The following is a 17,860-nucleotide window of genomic DNA, read 5'->3' on the forward strand; positions in this document are numbered from 1 at the left end:
ACACCCGTTCCCATCCCGAACACGGAAGTTAAGCTCTTCAGCGCCGATGGTAGTTGGGGGATTCCCCTGTGAGAGCAGGACGTTGCCAGGCAAACGAACGATCAGCTGAGGCTGGTCGTTTTTTTTTGTTATTAAGATTTATTGTATTTAGTGGACGTATATACATAGGAACATTATTAGTGAGCGTGGTAAAATTAGCAGGGAAGTTTATTTAACGAGAGAGGAAACGTACATGAAAAGGGTCCGTTATGAAAACTATGATAATGTCCGTAATACAAATTCTTTTCGGGAAATGCTTCGCTGGTCAAAGGAGCGCCGGTCTAAAAAAAAGGATTTGACTATACATACACCCCATTTCGAAAATCCGGAGATAGACCGTCTTCAGCATAACCGCAAGGATTTTTCTGTTACCTGGATTGGGCATTCAACTTTTTTAATTCAGATAAAAGGGGTCAACATTCTGACTGATCCCGTTTGGGCAAAAAGAATGGGTTTTCAGAAGCGATTAACTGAACCAGGCATTCCCATTGCCGATCTGCCGGAAATTGATATTGTTGTCATTTCCCATGGTCATTATGATCACCTTGACTTTGCTTCAATACGCAAGTTAAAAGGAACACCTGTTTTTTATGTGCCAATTGGATTGAAATCGGCCTTCACCCGCAGAGGCTTTAAGAAGGCAGTGGAAGCAAATTGGTGGGATAGTTTTACAGATAAAGGAATTAAGCTTTCTTTTGTTCCTGCTCAGCATTGGACTAGAAGAACAATTACCGACATGAACACTTCGCATTGGGGCGGGTGGGTTATCGAAGCAAGAGAAACACCGTCTGTCTATTTTGTAGGGGATACTGGATATTTTAGAGGGTTTAAAGATATTGCCGATAAATTTAATCTTAATATTGTATTGATGCCAATAGGAGCATACGAACCTGAATGGTTCATGGAAGTTTCACATATCAATCCGGAAGACGCAATTAAAGCATTTTTGGAACTCAAAGGAAAAACATTTATCCCTATGCATTATGGAGCTTATCGGCTGGCGGATGATACCGGTCCTGAGGCTCTCTCCAGATTATTGAACGAATGGAAAAGGCTTCAGCTGAATGAAGAAGCGTTACGGGTGATGGCTATTGGGGAAAGTCTTTGGGATTACAGGAAAGAATAGGATTCATCGTTAAAGGTTATTCCCTTTGCAGACGCCGTCCCGACCCTTTCAAGGTATGTATAGATCAAAAATTCGATTTCAATAAAAAAGGTTAACGGCTGCCAATAGCATCCATTAACCTTTTTTATTTTTCTGTTATTCGATAACAATGGGAATAAACGTTAAAGCTGCTTCCTCGAATAAAACCAACAGCGGTGATGTTTAAATCATTGGCTAATTTAATGGCCAGATTAGTGGGTGCTGATTTGGACAGAATGATCCCCACCCCGATTTTCGCCGCTTTTAACAGAACTTCCGAAGAAATTCTTCCGCTAAATGCGATAATTTTATCCCGGACGGGAATTCGATTTATGACGCAGTATCCAAGAATTTTATCCAAAGCATTATGCCTGCCAATGTCAGCACGGTTTATGATCATTTCGTCCTGGCTAAACAGCCCGGCATTATGAACTCCTCCAGTTTCCTGGAATACCATGCTGGAGTTCTGGAGATCTTTCATCAGCGTGATGCATTGGTTTGGGGTTAATTTAATCTGAGAGGTAGAGGTCTTTGCTGTTCGGGCGTCATTGTGAAAGTAAAATTGCCGGCTCTTTCCGCAGCATGAGCCGATAAACCGTTTGGAGTGGTACTCTTTGCTTATACATTGATTATTTTTTAACTCTACATAAGCGTATCCTTTAGCCTCATCAATCTGCAGGCTTTTTACATCTTCATATACTCTGATTACACCCTCGGACGCCAAAAATCCATAAATAAGTTCTTCTAAATTATCAGGAGTGCATACCATAGTTGCGAACTCTTCTCCGCCAAGAAAAATTGTGACCGGAAATTCCGAAACAATTTGATCAAATTGCTCTAACATCATCCCATTATCATATTTGAATATCACACTTGTATCTGTTATTTGGTTTTCCATTTTTTTCACCTGCCTCTCTTACAAAATACCCAACCTGCATCTGAAAAAACGCAGCTACTACGATTAAAAAAATATGATCCAAAAAAGATATGAGTTATTCTCCAATATGCTCATTATTTGTTGATCGTGTCCAACATATACTTCTATACATTCAGTTGTTGTCTGATTGCCGTTTGAGACGTAAATCCCTTGGAAGGTTAGGTTTAATGGAAATATCAGGTGGGTAGTGAAAATGTTAGAACAGAAAGGAGCGGTAGAATTGTCTGAATTGATTAATATCAAAATTAATGGAGTTGAGATGCAAACAAAAGGGGAGCGTTCGGTTCTGGAGTTCCTAAATGAAAGTTCAATTGAGGTTCCCCAGGTATGCTTTCATCCTAGCTTAGGCCCTATAGAAACCTGTGATACCTGCATTGTCAGTGTAAATGGGGAGCTGGTAAGATCTTGTTCCACGAAGCTGAAAAACGGTGACCGCATTGATACCGCTGCACCGGAGGTAAGGGAAGCACAGGTTATCGGGATGGACCGAATTTTAGTGAATCATGAACTTTACTGTACGGTATGCGATTACAATAACGGGGGATGTCAAATACATAACACCGTTAAAGAAATGAAAATAAATCATCAGAGCGTTCCCTTTACTCAAAAGCCTTATGAAGAGGATAATTCCCATCCTTTTTACAGATACGACCCAGACCAGTGCATTCTTTGCGGCCGCTGTGTAGAAGCGTGCCAGGATGTTCAGGTGACGGAAACACTTACAATCGACTGGGAGCGGGAGCGGCCTCGAGTTATTTGGGACAATGATGTTCCGATTAATGAATCGTCTTGTGTATCTTGCGGGCATTGTTCCACAGTCTGTCCATGTAATGCGATGATGGAAAAAGGAATGGTGGGGGAGGCTGGTTTTCTAACTGGTATTGCTAAACAAACGTTAAGGCCAATGATCGAGTTTACGAAAAATGTGGAAACAGGCTATGGCTCCATTCTGGCTATTTCTGATATGGAATCGGTCATGAGGGATGAACGAATCAAACGGACAAAAACCGTTTGTACGTATTGCGGTGTTGGCTGCAGTTTTGATATATGGACAAAAGACAGGAAAATCCTGAAGGTAGAGCCTAATGTTGAAGCACCGGCCAATGGCATTTCAACCTGTGTAAAAGGAAAGTTTGGCTGGGATTACGTTAACAGTGAAGAACGGCTGACTAAACCGCTGATACGTGAAGGAGATGTCTTCCGAGAAGCAGAATGGGAAGAAGCGCTTAGCCTAATTGCCAATAAATTTACTGAAATAAAACAAAAGTATGGACCGGATGCTTTAAGCTTTATTACTTCTTCCAAATGTACAAACGAAGAATCTTATTTGATGCAAAAGCTTGCGAGAGGTGTTATTGGCACGAACAATGTTGATAATTGCTCGCGCTATTGCCAGACACCTGCAACTGTAGGACTTTTCAGAACAGTAGGGTATGGAGGCGATGCCGGTTCTATAAAAGATATTGAGATGTCAGAGCTTGTTTTGGTTGTGGGCTCTAACACAACAGAATCTCATCCGGTATTAGGAACTAGGGTAAAGCGCTCCCAAAAGCTCAAGGGTCAAAAAGTAATCGTAGCAGACCTGAGGAGGCACGAGATTGCGGACCGTGCAGACGTGTTTATTCAGCCAAAGGCAGGTACAGATTTAGTCTGGCTTTCAGCCGTTACTAAATATATTTTCGACAAGGGCTGGTCAGATGAACAATTTTTGAGGGAGCATGTAAACGGCAGGGATGAGTTTGCAGCAAGCCTTCAATTGTATACGATGGAATATGCCGAACAAGTAACAGGCATCCCGGCAGCGGAATTAATAAAGACAGCAGAAATGATCCATAATGCCAAAACAGTTTCGGTCCTTTGGGCAATGGGTGTTACCCAGCACAGCGGCGGAAGCGATACAAGTACGGCGATTTCCAATCTATTGCTTGTGACGGGGAATTACATGAAGCCAGGGGCAGGGGCGTATCCTTTGCGCGGACACAACAATGTACAAGGTGCAAGCGATTTTGGCAGTATGCCTGATAGGCTGCCAGGATACGAAAGGATAGCTGATCCGGCTGTTCGCGCTAAGTATGAAAAAGTATGGGGAGTACCAATGCATGAAAAACCTGGATTGAATAATCACCAAATGGTAGAGGGTATCCATGCGGGCACTTTGAAAGCCATGTACGTCAAAGGCGAGGAAATGGGAATCGTTGATTCAAACATCAATTATGTCCATGAAGCCTATCAAAAGCTTGATTTCTTTGTTGTCCAGGATATTTTCTTCTCAAGGACAGCTCAGTTTGCTGACGTGGTCCTTCCAGCTAGCCCAAGCCTTGAAAAGGAAGGCACCTTCACCAATACAGAGCGCCGGATACAACGTCTTTACCAAGTCCTTGAACCACTGGGAGAATCAAAGCCAGACTGGCAAATTATCATCGAGGTCGCGAATCGTCTTGGTGCTGGCTGGAATTACAGCCATCCCGCTGATATTATGGCCGAGGCAGCTGCTCTTTCACCAATTTATGCCGGTGTAACGTATGAGAGGCTGGAAGGATATAAAAGCCTGCAGTGGCCAGTTGCTGAAGATGGCACTGACCAGCCCCTGCTTTATACGGAGGGCTTCCCATTCCCGGATGGAAAGGCAAACCTTGTTCCTGTTGCATGGACGCCGCCGCTGGAATTTAGTGAGGAATATGATATCCACGTTAATAATGGCCGTTTGCTGGAGCATTTCCATGAAGGGAATATGACCTATAAATCAAAAGGATTAACGGAAAAGGTTCCACAAATATTCCTGGAAGTCTCACCTGAGCTTGCCGAAGAGCGCGGCCTTCAGGACGGTACGCTTGTCAGGCTTTCGTCCCCTTATGGCAATGTGAAAGTCCAATGCCTCGTCACAAACAGGGTAAAAGGCAAGGAGGTATACCTGCCAATGAACGATTCAGGTGAAGCTGCCATCAATCTTTTAACAAGCAGCTTTGCTGATAAGGATACTGACACACCAGCCTATAAAGAAGTAAGTGCCAAGCTGGAAATTTTAAGTGTAGAAGGAGTCAGTCCGCTGCCAAGAGTTAACAGCAGGTACGGGAATCCGCAGCCGCAAATAGGTGTACAGGTTCAGAAAAAGTGGGCCCGCAAAGATTATGTCTTTCCGGGAGACTTGGTGAAAAGGAGTGAACAGCATGGCTAAGGCAATTAATACGATTCATCGTATCCAGTTAACTGAGGAAGATCAGAGAAAAAAAGATCTTCTTGAAGTCGAAAATGCACTATTGGATAACAAAGAGGCAATTTTAGAATCGTTGAAGGTTATGCAGAATATGCATGAACGGGGAATTCTTTCCCTGTTAAATGGACTCTTTGGCCAGGGAGACAAAGTTATGAATGTCCTGGTCAAAGCAGCGGATAAGCCAGAAGCATCAAATACAATCAGAAATCTTTTGTTAATGATGGGTACGCTTGGCACTTTAAATGTAAAGCAGCTCGAACCGTTATTGTTAAAGGTTAATTCGGGAATAGCCCGTGTTGCCAAGCGTAAAGATTCAGAAAAGGAAATGGGCTACTTTGATTTTGTGCGTTCACTTAAAGATCCGGAAATCAACCGTTCCGTTTCGATGCTGATCGATTTTCTAAAAGGCATGGGAGAAGATACAGAAGAACTGGAACGGACTACACAGCTGCCTGAAAACCAAAAACAGCATAAGGATGGATCAGCCCGAAAATAGTAATTTGTTTAGCGTCATGCCCAAATCTCAGTATGATACCTGACCATATAATAATAGGAGCTGAAAGATGATGGCGAAACAAAAAAATCGGTGGCTAATCGCTGCTGCAGCTGTTGGTATCCATATTTCAATTGGTTCTGTCTACTCATGGAGCGTGTTTACAAATCCGTTAATGAAAAAACATAATTGGGGATTGAGTGAAGTTTCGCTTACCTTCAGTATTGCAATCTTGTTTTTAGGGCTATCGGCAGCCTTTATGGGGCATTTTGTTGAAAAGCACGGCCCGAGAAAATCAGGTATGATCTCTGCCATTTGTTTTGGTATAGGACTGCTCGGCGCCGGGCTGGCCGACAGCATTGGCTCTCTGTATCTTTTATACTTCTTTTATGGGGCGCTTGGAGGAATAGGCCTTGGGATAGGTTATATTACGCCTGTATCCTCACTCGTAAAATGGTTTCCCGACAGAAGGGGCCTTGCAACAGGTTTAGCGATTATGGGATTTGGATTCGCATCCTTAATTGCCAGCCCAATTATAGCCTCCCTGATAAAGTCAGTTGGAATTGACAAAACCTTTTTTTTACTTGGTGCTGTATACTTTGTAATCATGTTCCTTTCATCCTTGTACCTTGCTCCTCCGCCAAAAGGCTGGCTCCCTGAAGGAATGGCTGAAAAGAAAGAAAGCAAGGAGAAAGTAACAGAAGACCTTTCCCAGATGACAGCAAACGAAGCTGTAAGAACAGTCCGTTTTTGGGCGCTTTGGGCCATGCTTTTTATCAATGTAACATGCGGAATAGCAATCATTTCGGTGGCTTCTCCTATGGCGCAGGATATCGCCGGCCTGAGTGCTGCCTCTGCAGCCACCATGGTAGGTATCATGGGATTGTTTAATGGATTTGGCCGGATTGGCTGGGCTTCTGTTTCGGATTATATCGGCCGGCCGAATGTTTATACAACCTTCTTCGTAATCCAGACAATTGCCTTCCTGCTGCTGCCGAATGTGACTAATGCCTTTGTGTTTCAGCTTTTGATTTTTCTGATTTTAACTTGTTATGGAGGCGGTTTCGCTTCCATTCCAGCTTATATCGGTGATCTGTTCGGAACAAAGCAGCTAGGTGCCATTCATGGCTACATTTTGACTGCGTGGGCTGCTGCCGGGCTTGTCGGTCCAATTGTTGCTTCCTGGATTCGCGAAGCAACCAATAGTTATTCTATTACGCTTTATATCTTCGCTGGTGCTTTTGTGGCTGCCCTTGCCATTTCTATCCTGATCAGGGGAAATATTAGAAAAATCAGGGAAAGCAAGCAGAATGTACAAAACGTTGTAAGTCATTAAAAAACAAAGAAATGGCTATTTTTAAAAACGGTTTTAATTAATATCATCTTTTTGTCTAACTTAATAGCCGCTTGAAAGGGGGCATTCGAGCTCCCTTTTTTATATGCATATATGGCTCACTCCAAGAGGATTTTGAATAAATGTATAGAACTATTATTCAAATGCAACTTTAAAAAATATTTTCCGGGAGTCGTTGGGAATCGGGTAAACAAAAATGGTTCATGGAGGCCTGAACTGTTTACAGGATACTTCTTGTTTTGCTAGAAAGCACCGGGCCTTCCAAAAGGCTGACGATAGGGATTAGACCGCGACTCCTTTATAATGTGATAGCATTAAATTTGATTGCCTCCACTGTATATGCCAACAATTGATACAGCTTAGCCGTTTGTTTTAAAAGTTACTAATTTGAATCCTTCACAAACAGGAGATAAAACGATGAAATTTGTATTAGCACCGGACTCCTTTAAGGAAAGCATGACCGCAATGGAGGTCTGTGATGCGGTGGAACGCGGTTTGAAAAAGGTTTTTCCTTATGCGGAAATTATTAAAGTTCCTATGGCGGACGGAGGGGAGGGTACGGTACAATCCCTGGTAGATGCAACTGGTGGAAAGATTATAGCTTGTTCAGTTACTGGCCCGTTTGGCAAGCCGGCAGAGGCCTTTTTTGGAATGCTGGGCGATGGTAAGACAGCGGTAATAGAAATGGCTGCCGCTTCTGGGCTTCACTTGGTGGAAATGGCAGAAAGGAACCCGTTGAAAACCACAACAAAGGGAACCGGAGAATTAATTCTGGCAGCTTTGGATTAAGGTGCCGAGCATATAATTATCGGCATTGGCGGAAGTGCGACGAATGACGGTGGGGCTGGCATGGCTAAGGCAATTGGGATAAAACTTCTGGACCAAAAGGGAGACGAAATCGGCGATGGTGGCGGGGAGCTTGGAAATCTCGCTGCAATCGACCTGATAAATATGGATCCCCGGCTTGCCAAAGTGAAAATAGAAACAGCCTGCGACGTGGATAACCCTTTAACAGGGCCAACAGGTGCATCTGCCATTTTTGGGCCGCAAAAAGGGGCCACAGCTGAAATGGTCCAGGTGCTTGACAAAAATCTTGCCCATTATGCGGCTATCCTTGAAGAAGCAATCGGAAAAAAAATTCAGGATATTCCAGGAGCCGGCGCAGCAGGAGGGCTGGGTGCAGGCCTAATGGCTTTTCTAAATGCAGAACTCAAAAGCGGAGTTGATATAGTTTTAGAAGCTTCCCAGCTTGGGAAGAAGATAGAGGGAGCGGATTTAGTAATTACAGGCGAAGGAAAAATCGACAGTCAGACGATTTTCGGAAAAACGCCGATTGGAGTTGCGAAAACGGCAAAAAGCTTCAGTGTTCCTGTTATTGCAATTGCCGGTTACGTAGCGAAGGATAGCGAGGTTGTTAAAGAACACGGTATTAATGCATTGTTTAGCATAGTTCCGGGTGCCATCTCACTGGACGATGCCCTTATTAACGCTAAGGAATATACAGAAAGAGCGGCTGAAAATATTGCTTCGCTCTTAAAACTTTCCTTGAAGTAAAACCGGGGGCTAATTTCAGGAATTTCATTCAAAAAGGCACTCAGCAGTGCCTTTTTGAATTTGGTTGTGCGCCCGGCATGGGTGCAGTCTATAGGGTGTGAGTCCCGAGCCATGAAGGCAGTAGTAATGGTTAGCTTAACGCAAGGGTGTCCATGGTGACATGGAATCTGAAGGAAGCGGGCGGCAAACCTCCGGTCTGAGGAACACGAACTTCATATAAGGCTAGGCATCATTGGATGAGTCTGCAACACAAGACAAAGTCCGTACTGCCGAAGGTGATGCAGAGTAAATGAAGCAGATAGGTGGAGGGAAAGACTGCATCCTTACCCGGGGAGATCTGATTGGCACGCCAAGTCCCCTTGGTAACCTGTCCAGAGATGGACAGCTGAACAATCAGAAGTCAGCAGAGGTCATAGTACCTTGCCAACTCGAGAAGGCATGGGAAGGGCTGAACTATTGAGAGAGAATGAAACCTACTAATACAGGACCTGTGCTGAACACATACAATCCAAAAGGACTTGCCTGGAAGAGGAAACGGTGAAATCCCGTGGGGGATTCCAGGAGGGTGGAGCAGGAACTGAAATAAATAGAACCTTCATTCACGTAGAAAGGATTAACAAAATGTTAATGGAACAAATAAACCAAAGACTCGTGTCAGAAAACTTATTGGGTTAGGAACTCCGGAATCCAAAGCATACGAATGGGGAAATTCCCGGAAGAAATACTGGAGAATTGCATGTAGTCCAATCCTACACAAAACCCTCGATAACTCCTATTGGAGTCATCGAGGGCTGAAAAGTCTATATTCTCGTTATGAAACTCTGCGTCAATCTTAATGGAACCGCCGTATACCGATCGGTATGTACGGTGGTGTGAGAGGACGGGGGTTAGTCACCCCCTCCTACTCGATTATCTTTAACTATTGATTTGAATGATTAAACTGTTGAAAATGTTTGTTTTGTAATGCCTTGTATTATATCATCCAGCAGAAGCAAACCGTCCTGGCAATTGTCATCAATATCAAAAATTTGATCTGTAATAGCATTCAGGATCTGCAAATCATCAATGCTTGAAACGAACATGGAAAAACTGTTAGTGATCTTGTCTTTGTCCTGCAATTCAGATGCTTGAAATAGGCAATCTAATTGAATAAAAATAAACCGTTTCACTGAATCCAGCATTGGTTTTGTTGGTTTTTTCAAATCAGCTACCTCCTAATATTTGTTTTGCAAATCTTAGGTGTTTATGTCTTCGCCTACTAGTTTATTTTGACTCAGTAAGGCATTTTTCCTCTTTGTATTACATGTTTTTACAAAAAATTCTGAATTTTTTAGCCTTCTTAATTAATTTCTTAACATATGCTGTGCTAAAATATTTTTGTTTTACAGCAGCCACGCTTCTTTTAATAGACCTATCCCAGCCTATTCATAAAGCTGTATGTAAAGGGGTTCGATTTTTTTTCGATCTAGTATAGGTGTTAGTTTAAGCATTCTACTATCCTCCGAAAAACTGGTTCCTTTTATTATATCAAAACTGATGCTTAACAAGGCACCAGATTGTCGATATGATGATAGCAATCTTAACACAGACTTTGGAGGAATAAACATGAGCAAAAATATTATTAAAGAATTGACGTGCGAAAAGCTATGGATGGAAGCCTTTCCGGTCATGAAGCAGCTCAGGACACATCTGGACGAAAGCACTTACGTCAATCTTGTAAAGGAAGCACAGGAAAAGGAAGACTATAAGATGTTTGGTTTGGTGGCCAACGGCCGTATTGTTGCAGTGACAGGGTTTATGCCGATGATAACCCTATACAATGGACGGTTTATCTGGGTATGCGATTTAGTAACTGACCAGAACGAACGCTCAAAAAATTACGGTGAAGAACTGCTCACCTTTGTCCATAAGTGGGCTGGCGAACACGGCTTCCATATCGTTTCGTTGTCATCAGGATTACAAAGGACAGAAGCCCATCGTTTTTATGAACATAAAATGAATTATGAAAAAACTAGCTTTGTATTTTTAAAGAAATTGGAGAAATAAATACATATTAGTTTATGAGGCGTAACATGGGGAAAAATCACGATAATTTGGAGTCTTACCGTATTCCTTAAACAGAACTGGGCAGGACTGAGTTTAGAAGAAGTTGAAGCGGCCGCGGTTCAATTAAATAGTAAAATGAGGCAGTTTTTATTGAAAAGTTTATAAGTCTGAATAGTTTCAATTAAATAATATAGTCAAGAACTAGGGGGAAATTAAGATGATATTGGAAGTTGCCATGCTGCAAACAAAGCCCGGAAGCAAGAGTGAATTTGAAAAAGCATTTGCCAAGGCTTCCCGCATTATTTCTTCAATGAACGGGTATATATCCCATGAACTTCAACACTGTATGGAGATGGAGGGGAAGTATTTGCTGTTGGTTCAGTGGGAGAGCCTGGAAGACCATACAGTCGGATTTCGGGAATCTAAAGAATATCAGGAATGGAAAAAACTCCTTCACCATTTTTATGAACCATTCCCTACAGTGGAGCACTTCGAAAAAGTTGATCTTACCTAGTTAGTAAGATCGCAAGTGACAAAACGTAAATTAGAAATTTAAATTGTAAGTGTAAGTTATGGATGCTATTTGAAACCTTTTCTATAGTTAATATATACAATGCAGAAAAGGAGAATTAAGAAAATGGTATCCGCAGTCCAGGAAGTTCCTGCTTATAACTAAACGCACAAACCGGCATTTGGAGATGCCGGTTTGTGCGTTGTAGCAGTCCTTATTTTACATCAATTTTCTCTTCTAGATGATCATGAATTTCCCCTTTTTCAAGGTGGATTTTAATAGTATACACACCTTGTGCCGTGAAGGTTTTATTCAAGCTATATTTTCCATTCTCTCCTTCTTGGGCAGGCAGAAATTCGTGAGGCTCATGTTCTTCTTGCCATATTTCAAATCTCACATCTGCACCAGTTAGGGGCTGGCCGCCATTTTGTATGCTCGCTGTTAAGACAGCTTCCTCATTGGCATTAATACTAGTGCCAGCCTGGAAGTCAATCGCTGTATTGCCGTGGGCATGGCCATACGAATGTTCACTGCTTTCATTACCGTGCGAGTGCTCCGTACTATCATTCCCTTGAGGTTGTTGGGTTCCTTCATCTCCATGGGAATGTCCTGTGTTTTGACTTTGCTGAATTTGCTTTCCTGCAGCAGTATTCCCGCCTGTACCTACCGATATCTCTTTCTTTGGCATATTATGCATGCTTCTGGCCGTCACGTGGGCTACAACAGTGTACTTTCCATCCTCTGTAAAGGTGTATTTAATAGCATACACGCCTTTTCCTTGATGCTTTGCTGGAATCATTTCAGTATCTTCCTGGCCTGCTTTTCCAATTTCAAATTTTACTTCATCAGCATCATCAACTTTTTCATTACCCTGGGTGACAGCAGCTTGGATGTTCACACTTACATTCGCTTTGAGTGTTTCAGGCATTTTAATAACTACATCTATTAATTCAGGTACTTTATCATTTTCTGCCGGCTTTTCATCTTTAGAGCAGCCAGCCATCACAAAAATCAGGGATATTAAAATTAAAATAATTTGTTTCATTGCTAACTCCAATTCTAGGTTTTTATTAATTTTAAACACAAAGTATATTATACCTAATTTAATAAACATTTGCAGTGAAAGTTTTAGTACTGCTGTAATAAGGGCTTATTTATTGATATCGCGGCCAATCCATTGACCATATAATACAATGGGTTTCCTGATCCTGTGAAAACGAATGGGAGAGTTTTGAAGCATGCAGTATGGCGCAATAGCCTGAAAGGAGTTTAAAAAGATGGGTTTTATTACACTAGCGGTGGCGAAGAAGTTATTACATGAAGCCGAACAGAGGGCAAAAAGGATTGGTGTGTCAGCAGTCATTGCCGTTGTGGATGAGGGCGGCCATTTGGCTGCCTGCCACCGGATGGATGATTCGCCTATTGCCAGCATTGAACATGCCCAGGATAAGGCTTGGACAGCGGTTGCAATGAAAAGGCCCACTTCGGAGCTGGCGAGCCTGGCTGCCCCTAATGGTGAACTGTTTGGAATAAACAAAACAAATAATGGCCGGGTTGTTATTTTGGGGGGCGGAATTCCGATTTTAATGAATGGGAAAATTGTAGGTGCCGTTGGTTCCTGCTGCGGGGACACAGACCATGATATAGAGATCTCACAGGCAGCTGTTGAGGCACTCAAAATAGAGGAACAAGCCGAAAGTTCTGACGCCCAGCCAACTGCAGCCCGCCAGCACCAGAATTATCTCCAGGAATTTTATGAACAGCATCTGGGGCTGGTAAATGATGCTAGAAGTAATTAAAATTCTAATAGGTTCCTCTCTGTAAATCCAGGGAGGGCTTTTTCTGTGGAATTGAATGATAGCAACCTAAATGGTCATAAGCAAGCTCACAAATAGAATGTTAATTTTTTAATAGTAATACTGCTGCTGAAAATGTATAATTTTTCTAAATGGAAAAAACGCAGGTTTATATTTAATGGAAATATATATTTCGTGTAGGGTTGCCAATAAAATGAAAATGAATCCAATTCATTGATAGAAATGAGAGTTAATTATGTCTGAATTGAATTATGTTCTCCTGGAACAAATCGAAAAAAGCGACAGGATTAAATATTTTGATTACTTGCTAATGGCCGATGAAAGCGAGGAAGTCGTTAAAGAATATTTATTTGATGGAGATCTTTTTGCGATTATTCTTGATGGCAAAGCTGCAGGAGCGGTATTGTTTACTTTTGAGACACATGATGTGGTTGAATTAAAAAATATTGCCATCTCGTGTAATGAAACGGGAAAGGGAATAGGTAAATTAGTGATAGAGAAGGCGTTTTCTATTTATAAAAAAAGAAATTATAAAAGAATGATTGTGGGGACGGCAAACTCCAGCATTGATAACCTTGCGTTTTATCAAAAGGCTGGGTTTCGTATGTATGAAATCAAAAAAGATTTCTTTAAAAAATATCCTCAGCCTATATATGAAAACGGGATAAGAGCATTGGATATGCTGATGTTCTATAAAGAGCTGCAGGTTCCGCTGATGAAACAATCCCGTTAAGCTGTTCATGAAGTTATTCTGAAAGAGAGGTACCAATTTGGAAATTAGAAAACCATCCAGCAAGGAATTAGAAGAAATTATTAAACTATCACCTCAAGCCTTATATGAAGGTACGATAGGAAGGGCCAAACCGACAGATGAAAATATTAAACAGCTTGTTTTACCGCTTTTGGAAAAGGGATGTAGTTATCTCATCGCGTCAGATGAAGGCAGCGTATTGGGCTGGGTATTAATTGGATTCAGCAAAGACCAATTTACCGGGAACGAAATTGGCTTTATTTATGAGCTATATGTAAAAGAGAGCTTCAGAGGAAAAGGAATTTCGAAGCAATTGATGAAAAGCGCCATTGAGAGCCTAACAAATGCCGGGAAACCTGAAATCCGTCTAAGTGTCTTTGCGGATAATGAGGCCATTAAACTTTATGAAAAAATGGGATTTAAAAAGCGCAGTATTACAATGAGCCTTTCTGTAAATTAATTCAAATAAGCCCATGCATGCCAGCCGGGCTTATTGGCGTTTAGTGAATAAACTGCAGGTACTCCAGGATATTTCCAAACGGATCCCGGAAGCTGATAAATTTTCCTGGCGGGCAGTCAGCTGGTTCTTCCATTACAAATTCTACATTATGTTCTCTTAACTTTTTGACAGTTTGATGGATATCTTCAGTTTTGAGTGCTAGTACAACACCGGATACATTTTCCCCGGGGTTGAAGGATGCACTTTCAGCCTCTTCAAGGACGATCGGCACTTCACCATGGAGGAGTGACACGATTTTAGGGGTATATTGTTTATTTACCTTAAATCCTAAAACAGCAGTATAAAAATTTACCGCTTCCTGGATATCGGGCACATAAACTCCAATTACACAAACCTGGCTCATCTGCTTTTTCCTCCTTTAATATGATTCTCTTAAATATTCTATAAAAAATGTATATCCTCCTGCTTGGAAATCTAGTTTTCTGATATGTTCCAGATAAGGTATACTAAAAAAGGAAAATGCCGGTTATTGAGTAAATTCCAGAAAGGGTGATTTCATGAGAATCATTTCGATTTGTCCCAGTAATACGGAATTGATGGAATACCTCGGTTTGACAGATCTTCTGGTTGCTGTAGATGATTTTTCAGACTGGCCGAACGCTATTGCAAATTTGCCGCGGCTAGGCCCGGATTTATCAATTGACATGGATTTGCTCGAGAAATTGAAGCCTGACTTGGTTTTGGCTTCTTTAAGTGTGCCGGGGATGGAAAAAAATGTGGAAAAGCTTCGGGAACGCGGAATCCCGCATATTGTCCTCAATCCGCAAAGCTTAACAGATATCGAGCAGGATCTGATAATAACGGCAGATGCGCTAAATGTACATGAACGCGGCATAGAGGCAGCAAAGCTTTTTCGTTCCAGGCTGGAGGCTGTGAAGGAAATCGGGTCTATAATGGCTGAAAAGCCGAAGTTATATTGGGAATGGTGGCCTAAGCCTATTTTTACACCTGGTAAAATCAATTGGCTGACAGAAATATCGGAAGCGGCCGGTGCCAGTAATGTGTTTGCGGATGTCGAGCTGGCAAGCGTTCAGACTGATTGGGAAGATGTGTTACATCGTCAGCCTGACTTTATCTGTCTTGCCTGGGTTGGAGTCAGGAAGAAGAAAGTACAGAAAAGTGTTGTAATAAAACGGGACGGATTTGAAAAACTGACAAACATAGATGACAGCCGGATATTAATTCTTGAAGAAGAATTATACTGCCGGCCTTCCCCTCGGCTGCTTGACGGTTTGGAAAAACTGGTTAAGCTAATTCATTAATTGCCTGCCAAATCATAGAGGAATAGGGGGAAAAACATGCTGGTAAAGCTGAATGCTGCAGATAGAGAAACAGCAAAGGAAATCATTAAAGTTCAAATTCCTGCCTATAAAGTAGAAGCTGAAATTATAGGATTTTATGGCATCCCGCAATTAAGTGACACCTTGGAAACTATAGTTAATTGTCAGGAAAACTTTATAGGATACTTCTTGCATAAGGAATTGGCTGGATTTATATCTTTTACTGAAACGGTAGATGAGCTGGACATTTGCCGTTTAGTTGTTCATCCGGACCATTTTAGAAAAGGAATCGCAAGGCACCTGGTCAATCACGTTGTAACAGAGGTAAGTAAAGGAAGAAACATAGTTGTTAGTACTGGAGCTGCGAATACCCCGGCCAAGAATTTATACAAAAGCTTTAACTTTATTGAAGTCAGGGAGGCAGAAGTTGGCCCTGGCATCTTCATTACTCTCCTCGAAAAGAAACAGCTGGAACATTAAGCTGCCCCGCTGGAGTTACAACTTGAAACGGGGAATGATATAGCGACCATTTTACATTATAAATTGCACTGGTTAAGAACCGCCAAAACAAGTTGTCCTAGCGACAGCTTTTTTTTGTGGAAAAGGGGCGGAGCGGCGCAGTTCGGCGAAAAAGATTATTAAAATTATTAGGAAGTTGTATGGTTACGCTTTACTCATACCGCCTAATTTATTTAGATGTGCTGACTATTTATGCTTATTTCCATGCAAAGGCTGGAAGTAAAAGTTTTTTGTTAATATTTTTATTTATTGACAATAAAAATATTTATGTGTATTAATATTTTATGAGCATAAAATATATTTGATTTTAAAGGAGTAATGAAAGAAATGAATGAGATTACTTCATATGTAAAAGAAGCATTCGCTCTTTTAGAAAAAGTGAACTCAAGTATAGTGAAGGAGCACGAATCACTTTTTAGCCATGATCTTACTCCAAAACAGATGCTATTACTGCAGATTGTTAGAGATGAAAAAGAGGTAACTGTAAATCAATTATCTGAAAAGTTAGCGTTTTCTCCTAGTTCAGTCAGCCAAATTCTCGGAAGGCTGGAAAATGATCAGTATGTCAAAAGAAGCATCAATGCTCAAAATAGGAGAGAGGTCTTGGTTGCTCTTGATAAAAAGGGAACGAAACTGTTCAAAGAGTATGACAGGGTGGATAATTTGATAATAGAGAAATATTACTCCCATTTTTCCCTTGATGAAGTTATTCAATTTAGGGATTTGGTAAGCAAGCTATATCAAGTAATTCAGTTAAAAAGAAGTGAGGGAGAAGAAAGTGAGCGGTAAACACAGTAAAATATCTGATTTAGTTTTTAAAAAAGGTTATCAGGAAGATATCCGACTACGGAATAGTTTTAATGAACTGGCGTCCAATGTATTTGGGATCAGCTTTGATGAATGGTACCAAAAAGGATATTGGACTGATAAATATGTCCCGTTCTCTTACATAAGAGAAGATAAGGTAATTGCCAACGTCTCTGTAAACAAAATAGACTTTGTCATCAATGGGGAAACGAAGCGGGCAATACAGATCGGTACAGTGATGACAGATCCTGAACATCGAAACCAGGGTCTTTCTCGAAAGCTAATAGATTTGGTCTTTGAAGAATACGAAGATACATGTGATTTAATTTATCTTTTTGCCAATCAATCAGTATTGGATTTCTATCCTAAATTCGGGTTTCGGGCAATAGAAGAAACGCAATTTTCTATGGAATATAAGGGAGGCTTTAAGCAGGGGCAAGATCTTAGAAGGTTAAATGGCTATAATGAAGAAGATTTACACTTCATTTATCATTTCGCTGCTGACAGACAGCCAGTTTCTAATATACTCGGCACCATGAACACCCAGGAGCTATTGATGTTTTATTGTGTTAATGTATTTCATCAGGATGTATATTACATAAAGGAACATGACATCCTGGCTATTTTTCAGCATCATGGAGAAGAAATGCACATATTCGATATAATCAGTCATCAAAACTTTGAGTTTGAAAATCTGCTGAAAAAAACAGTTCTTGCTGAAACAAAAAAGATTGTCTTCCATTTTACACCTGATTTCAAAACTGAAACCAGGCCTTTCAAAGGCAGTGAAGTCTTATTTGTTAAATCCAAAGGTGAAATTGTCATGCCTGAAGCATTTAAACATCCGTTAACATCCCAAGCATAAACACTTATA

At 41.3% G+C, this 17,860-nt stretch carries 17 protein-coding genes, 1 rRNA gene and 2 pseudogenes; 16 read left to right on the plus strand and 4 right to left on the minus strand.

All coding sequences use genetic code 11. The features are described from left to right. Both rrf and CVD28_RS11750 read left to right on the plus strand, forming a co-directional pair. Nucleotides 1-91, plus strand: a 5S ribosomal RNA gene (gene rrf, locus CVD28_RS11745); the annotation flags it as partial. Nucleotides 92-232: 141 nt separating this feature from the next. Continuing rightward, nucleotides 233-1,165 carry an MBL fold metallo-hydrolase gene (locus tag CVD28_RS11750; RefSeq protein WP_101592571.1) on the plus strand — a complete coding sequence of 311 codons (933 nt, stop codon included), beginning with the start codon at nucleotides 233-235 and terminating at the stop codon, nucleotides 1,163-1,165. Between the two features lie 124 nt (nucleotides 1,166-1,289). Here CVD28_RS11750 and fdhD read toward each other — a convergent pair whose 3' ends face one another. After that, the gene (gene fdhD, locus CVD28_RS11755; protein ID WP_101592572.1) at nucleotides 1,290-2,081 is read right to left on the minus strand and encodes a formate dehydrogenase accessory sulfurtransferase FdhD; all 792 of its coding nucleotides are present in this window, start codon (nucleotides 2,079-2,081) and stop codon (nucleotides 1,290-1,292) included. 232 nt (nucleotides 2,082-2,313) lie between these two features. Here fdhD and fdhF point away from each other — a divergent pair, with 232 nt between their 5' ends. The 5 genes and pseudogenes from fdhF to CVD28_RS28755 form a co-directional block, all read left to right on the plus strand. Continuing rightward, a complete protein-coding gene (gene fdhF, locus CVD28_RS11760; RefSeq protein WP_101592573.1) occupies nucleotides 2,314-5,295 on the plus strand; it encodes a formate dehydrogenase subunit alpha in 2,982 nt (993 codons plus the stop codon). Further along, nucleotides 5,288-5,830 carry a DUF1641 domain-containing protein gene (locus CVD28_RS11765; protein WP_101592574.1) on the plus strand — a complete coding sequence of 181 codons (543 nt, stop codon included), beginning with the start codon at nucleotides 5,288-5,290 and terminating at the stop codon, nucleotides 5,828-5,830. Before fdhF ends, CVD28_RS11765 begins: the two co-directional genes overlap by 8 nt. 70 nt (nucleotides 5,831-5,900) lie before the next feature. Then, the gene (locus tag CVD28_RS11770; protein WP_101592816.1) at nucleotides 5,901-7,163 is read left to right on the plus strand and encodes an L-lactate MFS transporter; all 1,263 of its coding nucleotides are present in this window, start codon (nucleotides 5,901-5,903) and stop codon (nucleotides 7,161-7,163) included. Between the two features lie 435 nt (nucleotides 7,164-7,598). After that, a pseudogene (locus CVD28_RS11775) lies at nucleotides 7,599-8,735 on the plus strand (glycerate kinase). Between the two features lie 641 nt (nucleotides 8,736-9,376). Then, nucleotides 9,377-9,571: pseudogene (locus CVD28_RS28755) on the plus strand (group II intron reverse transcriptase/maturase); the annotation flags it as partial. A gap of 99 nt (nucleotides 9,572-9,670) precedes the next feature. Here CVD28_RS28755 and CVD28_RS11790 read toward each other — a convergent pair. Then, nucleotides 9,671-9,937: a hypothetical protein gene (locus CVD28_RS11790; protein ID WP_101592575.1), complete on the minus strand. Its 267-nt coding sequence runs from the start codon at nucleotides 9,935-9,937 to the stop codon at nucleotides 9,671-9,673. A 403-nt stretch (nucleotides 9,938-10,340) separates the two neighbouring features. On the opposite strand from CVD28_RS11790, the gene CVD28_RS11795 reads away from it, so the two are divergent. Further along, nucleotides 10,341-10,781, plus strand: a complete 441-nt coding sequence (locus tag CVD28_RS11795) for a GNAT family N-acetyltransferase (RefSeq protein ID WP_257985842.1) — start codon at nucleotides 10,341-10,343, stop codon at nucleotides 10,779-10,781. Nucleotides 10,782-10,998: 217 nt separating this feature from the next. Continuing rightward, on the plus strand, nucleotides 10,999-11,295 hold the full coding sequence (locus CVD28_RS11800) for an antibiotic biosynthesis monooxygenase family protein (RefSeq protein WP_101592576.1): 297 nt from the start codon (nucleotides 10,999-11,001) through the stop codon (nucleotides 11,293-11,295). Between the two features lie 211 nt (nucleotides 11,296-11,506). Here CVD28_RS11800 and CVD28_RS11805 read toward each other — a convergent pair whose 3' ends face one another. Continuing rightward, complete coding sequence (locus CVD28_RS11805; protein ID WP_180954131.1) at nucleotides 11,507-12,337, minus strand: FixH family protein; 831 nt, start codon at nucleotides 12,335-12,337, stop codon at nucleotides 11,507-11,509. A gap of 232 nt (nucleotides 12,338-12,569) precedes the next feature. On the opposite strand from CVD28_RS11805, the gene CVD28_RS11810 reads away from it, so the two are divergent. From CVD28_RS11810 to CVD28_RS11820, 3 genes are all read left to right on the plus strand, one after another. Next, nucleotides 12,570-13,091 (plus strand): GlcG/HbpS family heme-binding protein, encoded by a 522-nt coding sequence (locus tag CVD28_RS11810; protein ID WP_101592578.1) that lies wholly within the window; start codon nucleotides 12,570-12,572, stop codon nucleotides 13,089-13,091. Nucleotides 13,092-13,344: 253 nt separating this feature from the next. Continuing rightward, nucleotides 13,345-13,842: a GNAT family N-acetyltransferase gene (locus tag CVD28_RS11815; protein ID WP_101592579.1), complete on the plus strand. Its 498-nt coding sequence runs from the start codon at nucleotides 13,345-13,347 to the stop codon at nucleotides 13,840-13,842. A gap of 37 nt (nucleotides 13,843-13,879) precedes the next feature. Beyond that, entirely contained in the window at nucleotides 13,880-14,320 is a 441-nt protein-coding gene (locus CVD28_RS11820; RefSeq protein WP_101592580.1) for a GNAT family N-acetyltransferase, read from the plus strand. A 40-nt stretch (nucleotides 14,321-14,360) separates the two neighbouring features. Here CVD28_RS11820 and CVD28_RS11825 read toward each other — a convergent pair whose 3' ends face one another. Continuing rightward, nucleotides 14,361-14,723: a VOC family protein gene (locus CVD28_RS11825; RefSeq protein WP_101592581.1), complete on the minus strand. Its 363-nt coding sequence runs from the start codon at nucleotides 14,721-14,723 to the stop codon at nucleotides 14,361-14,363. 154 nt (nucleotides 14,724-14,877) lie between these two features. Here CVD28_RS11825 and CVD28_RS11830 point away from each other — a divergent pair, with 154 nt between their 5' ends. From CVD28_RS11830 to CVD28_RS11845, 4 genes are all read left to right on the plus strand, one after another. Next, the gene (locus tag CVD28_RS11830; protein WP_101592582.1) at nucleotides 14,878-15,642 is read left to right on the plus strand and encodes a cobalamin-binding protein; all 765 of its coding nucleotides are present in this window, start codon (nucleotides 14,878-14,880) and stop codon (nucleotides 15,640-15,642) included. 36 nt (nucleotides 15,643-15,678) lie between these two features. Further along, the gene (locus CVD28_RS11835) at nucleotides 15,679-16,140 is read left to right on the plus strand and encodes a GNAT family N-acetyltransferase (RefSeq protein ID WP_101592583.1); all 462 of its coding nucleotides are present in this window, start codon (nucleotides 15,679-15,681) and stop codon (nucleotides 16,138-16,140) included. Nucleotides 16,141-16,506: 366 nt separating this feature from the next. After that, on the plus strand, nucleotides 16,507-16,968 hold the full coding sequence (locus CVD28_RS11840; protein ID WP_180954132.1) for a MarR family winged helix-turn-helix transcriptional regulator: 462 nt from the start codon (nucleotides 16,507-16,509) through the stop codon (nucleotides 16,966-16,968). Next, nucleotides 16,958-17,851, plus strand: coding sequence for a GNAT family N-acetyltransferase (locus CVD28_RS11845; protein ID WP_180954133.1), 894 nt, complete (start codon nucleotides 16,958-16,960; stop codon nucleotides 17,849-17,851). Before CVD28_RS11840 ends, CVD28_RS11845 begins: the two co-directional genes overlap by 11 nt. The last annotated feature ends 9 nt before the right edge of the window (nucleotides 17,852-17,860 follow it).

The sequence above is a fragment of the Bacillus sp. M6-12 genome (genome assembly GCF_002860285.1).
Lineage (GTDB): Bacteria > Bacillota > Bacilli > Bacillales > DSM-1321 > Peribacillus.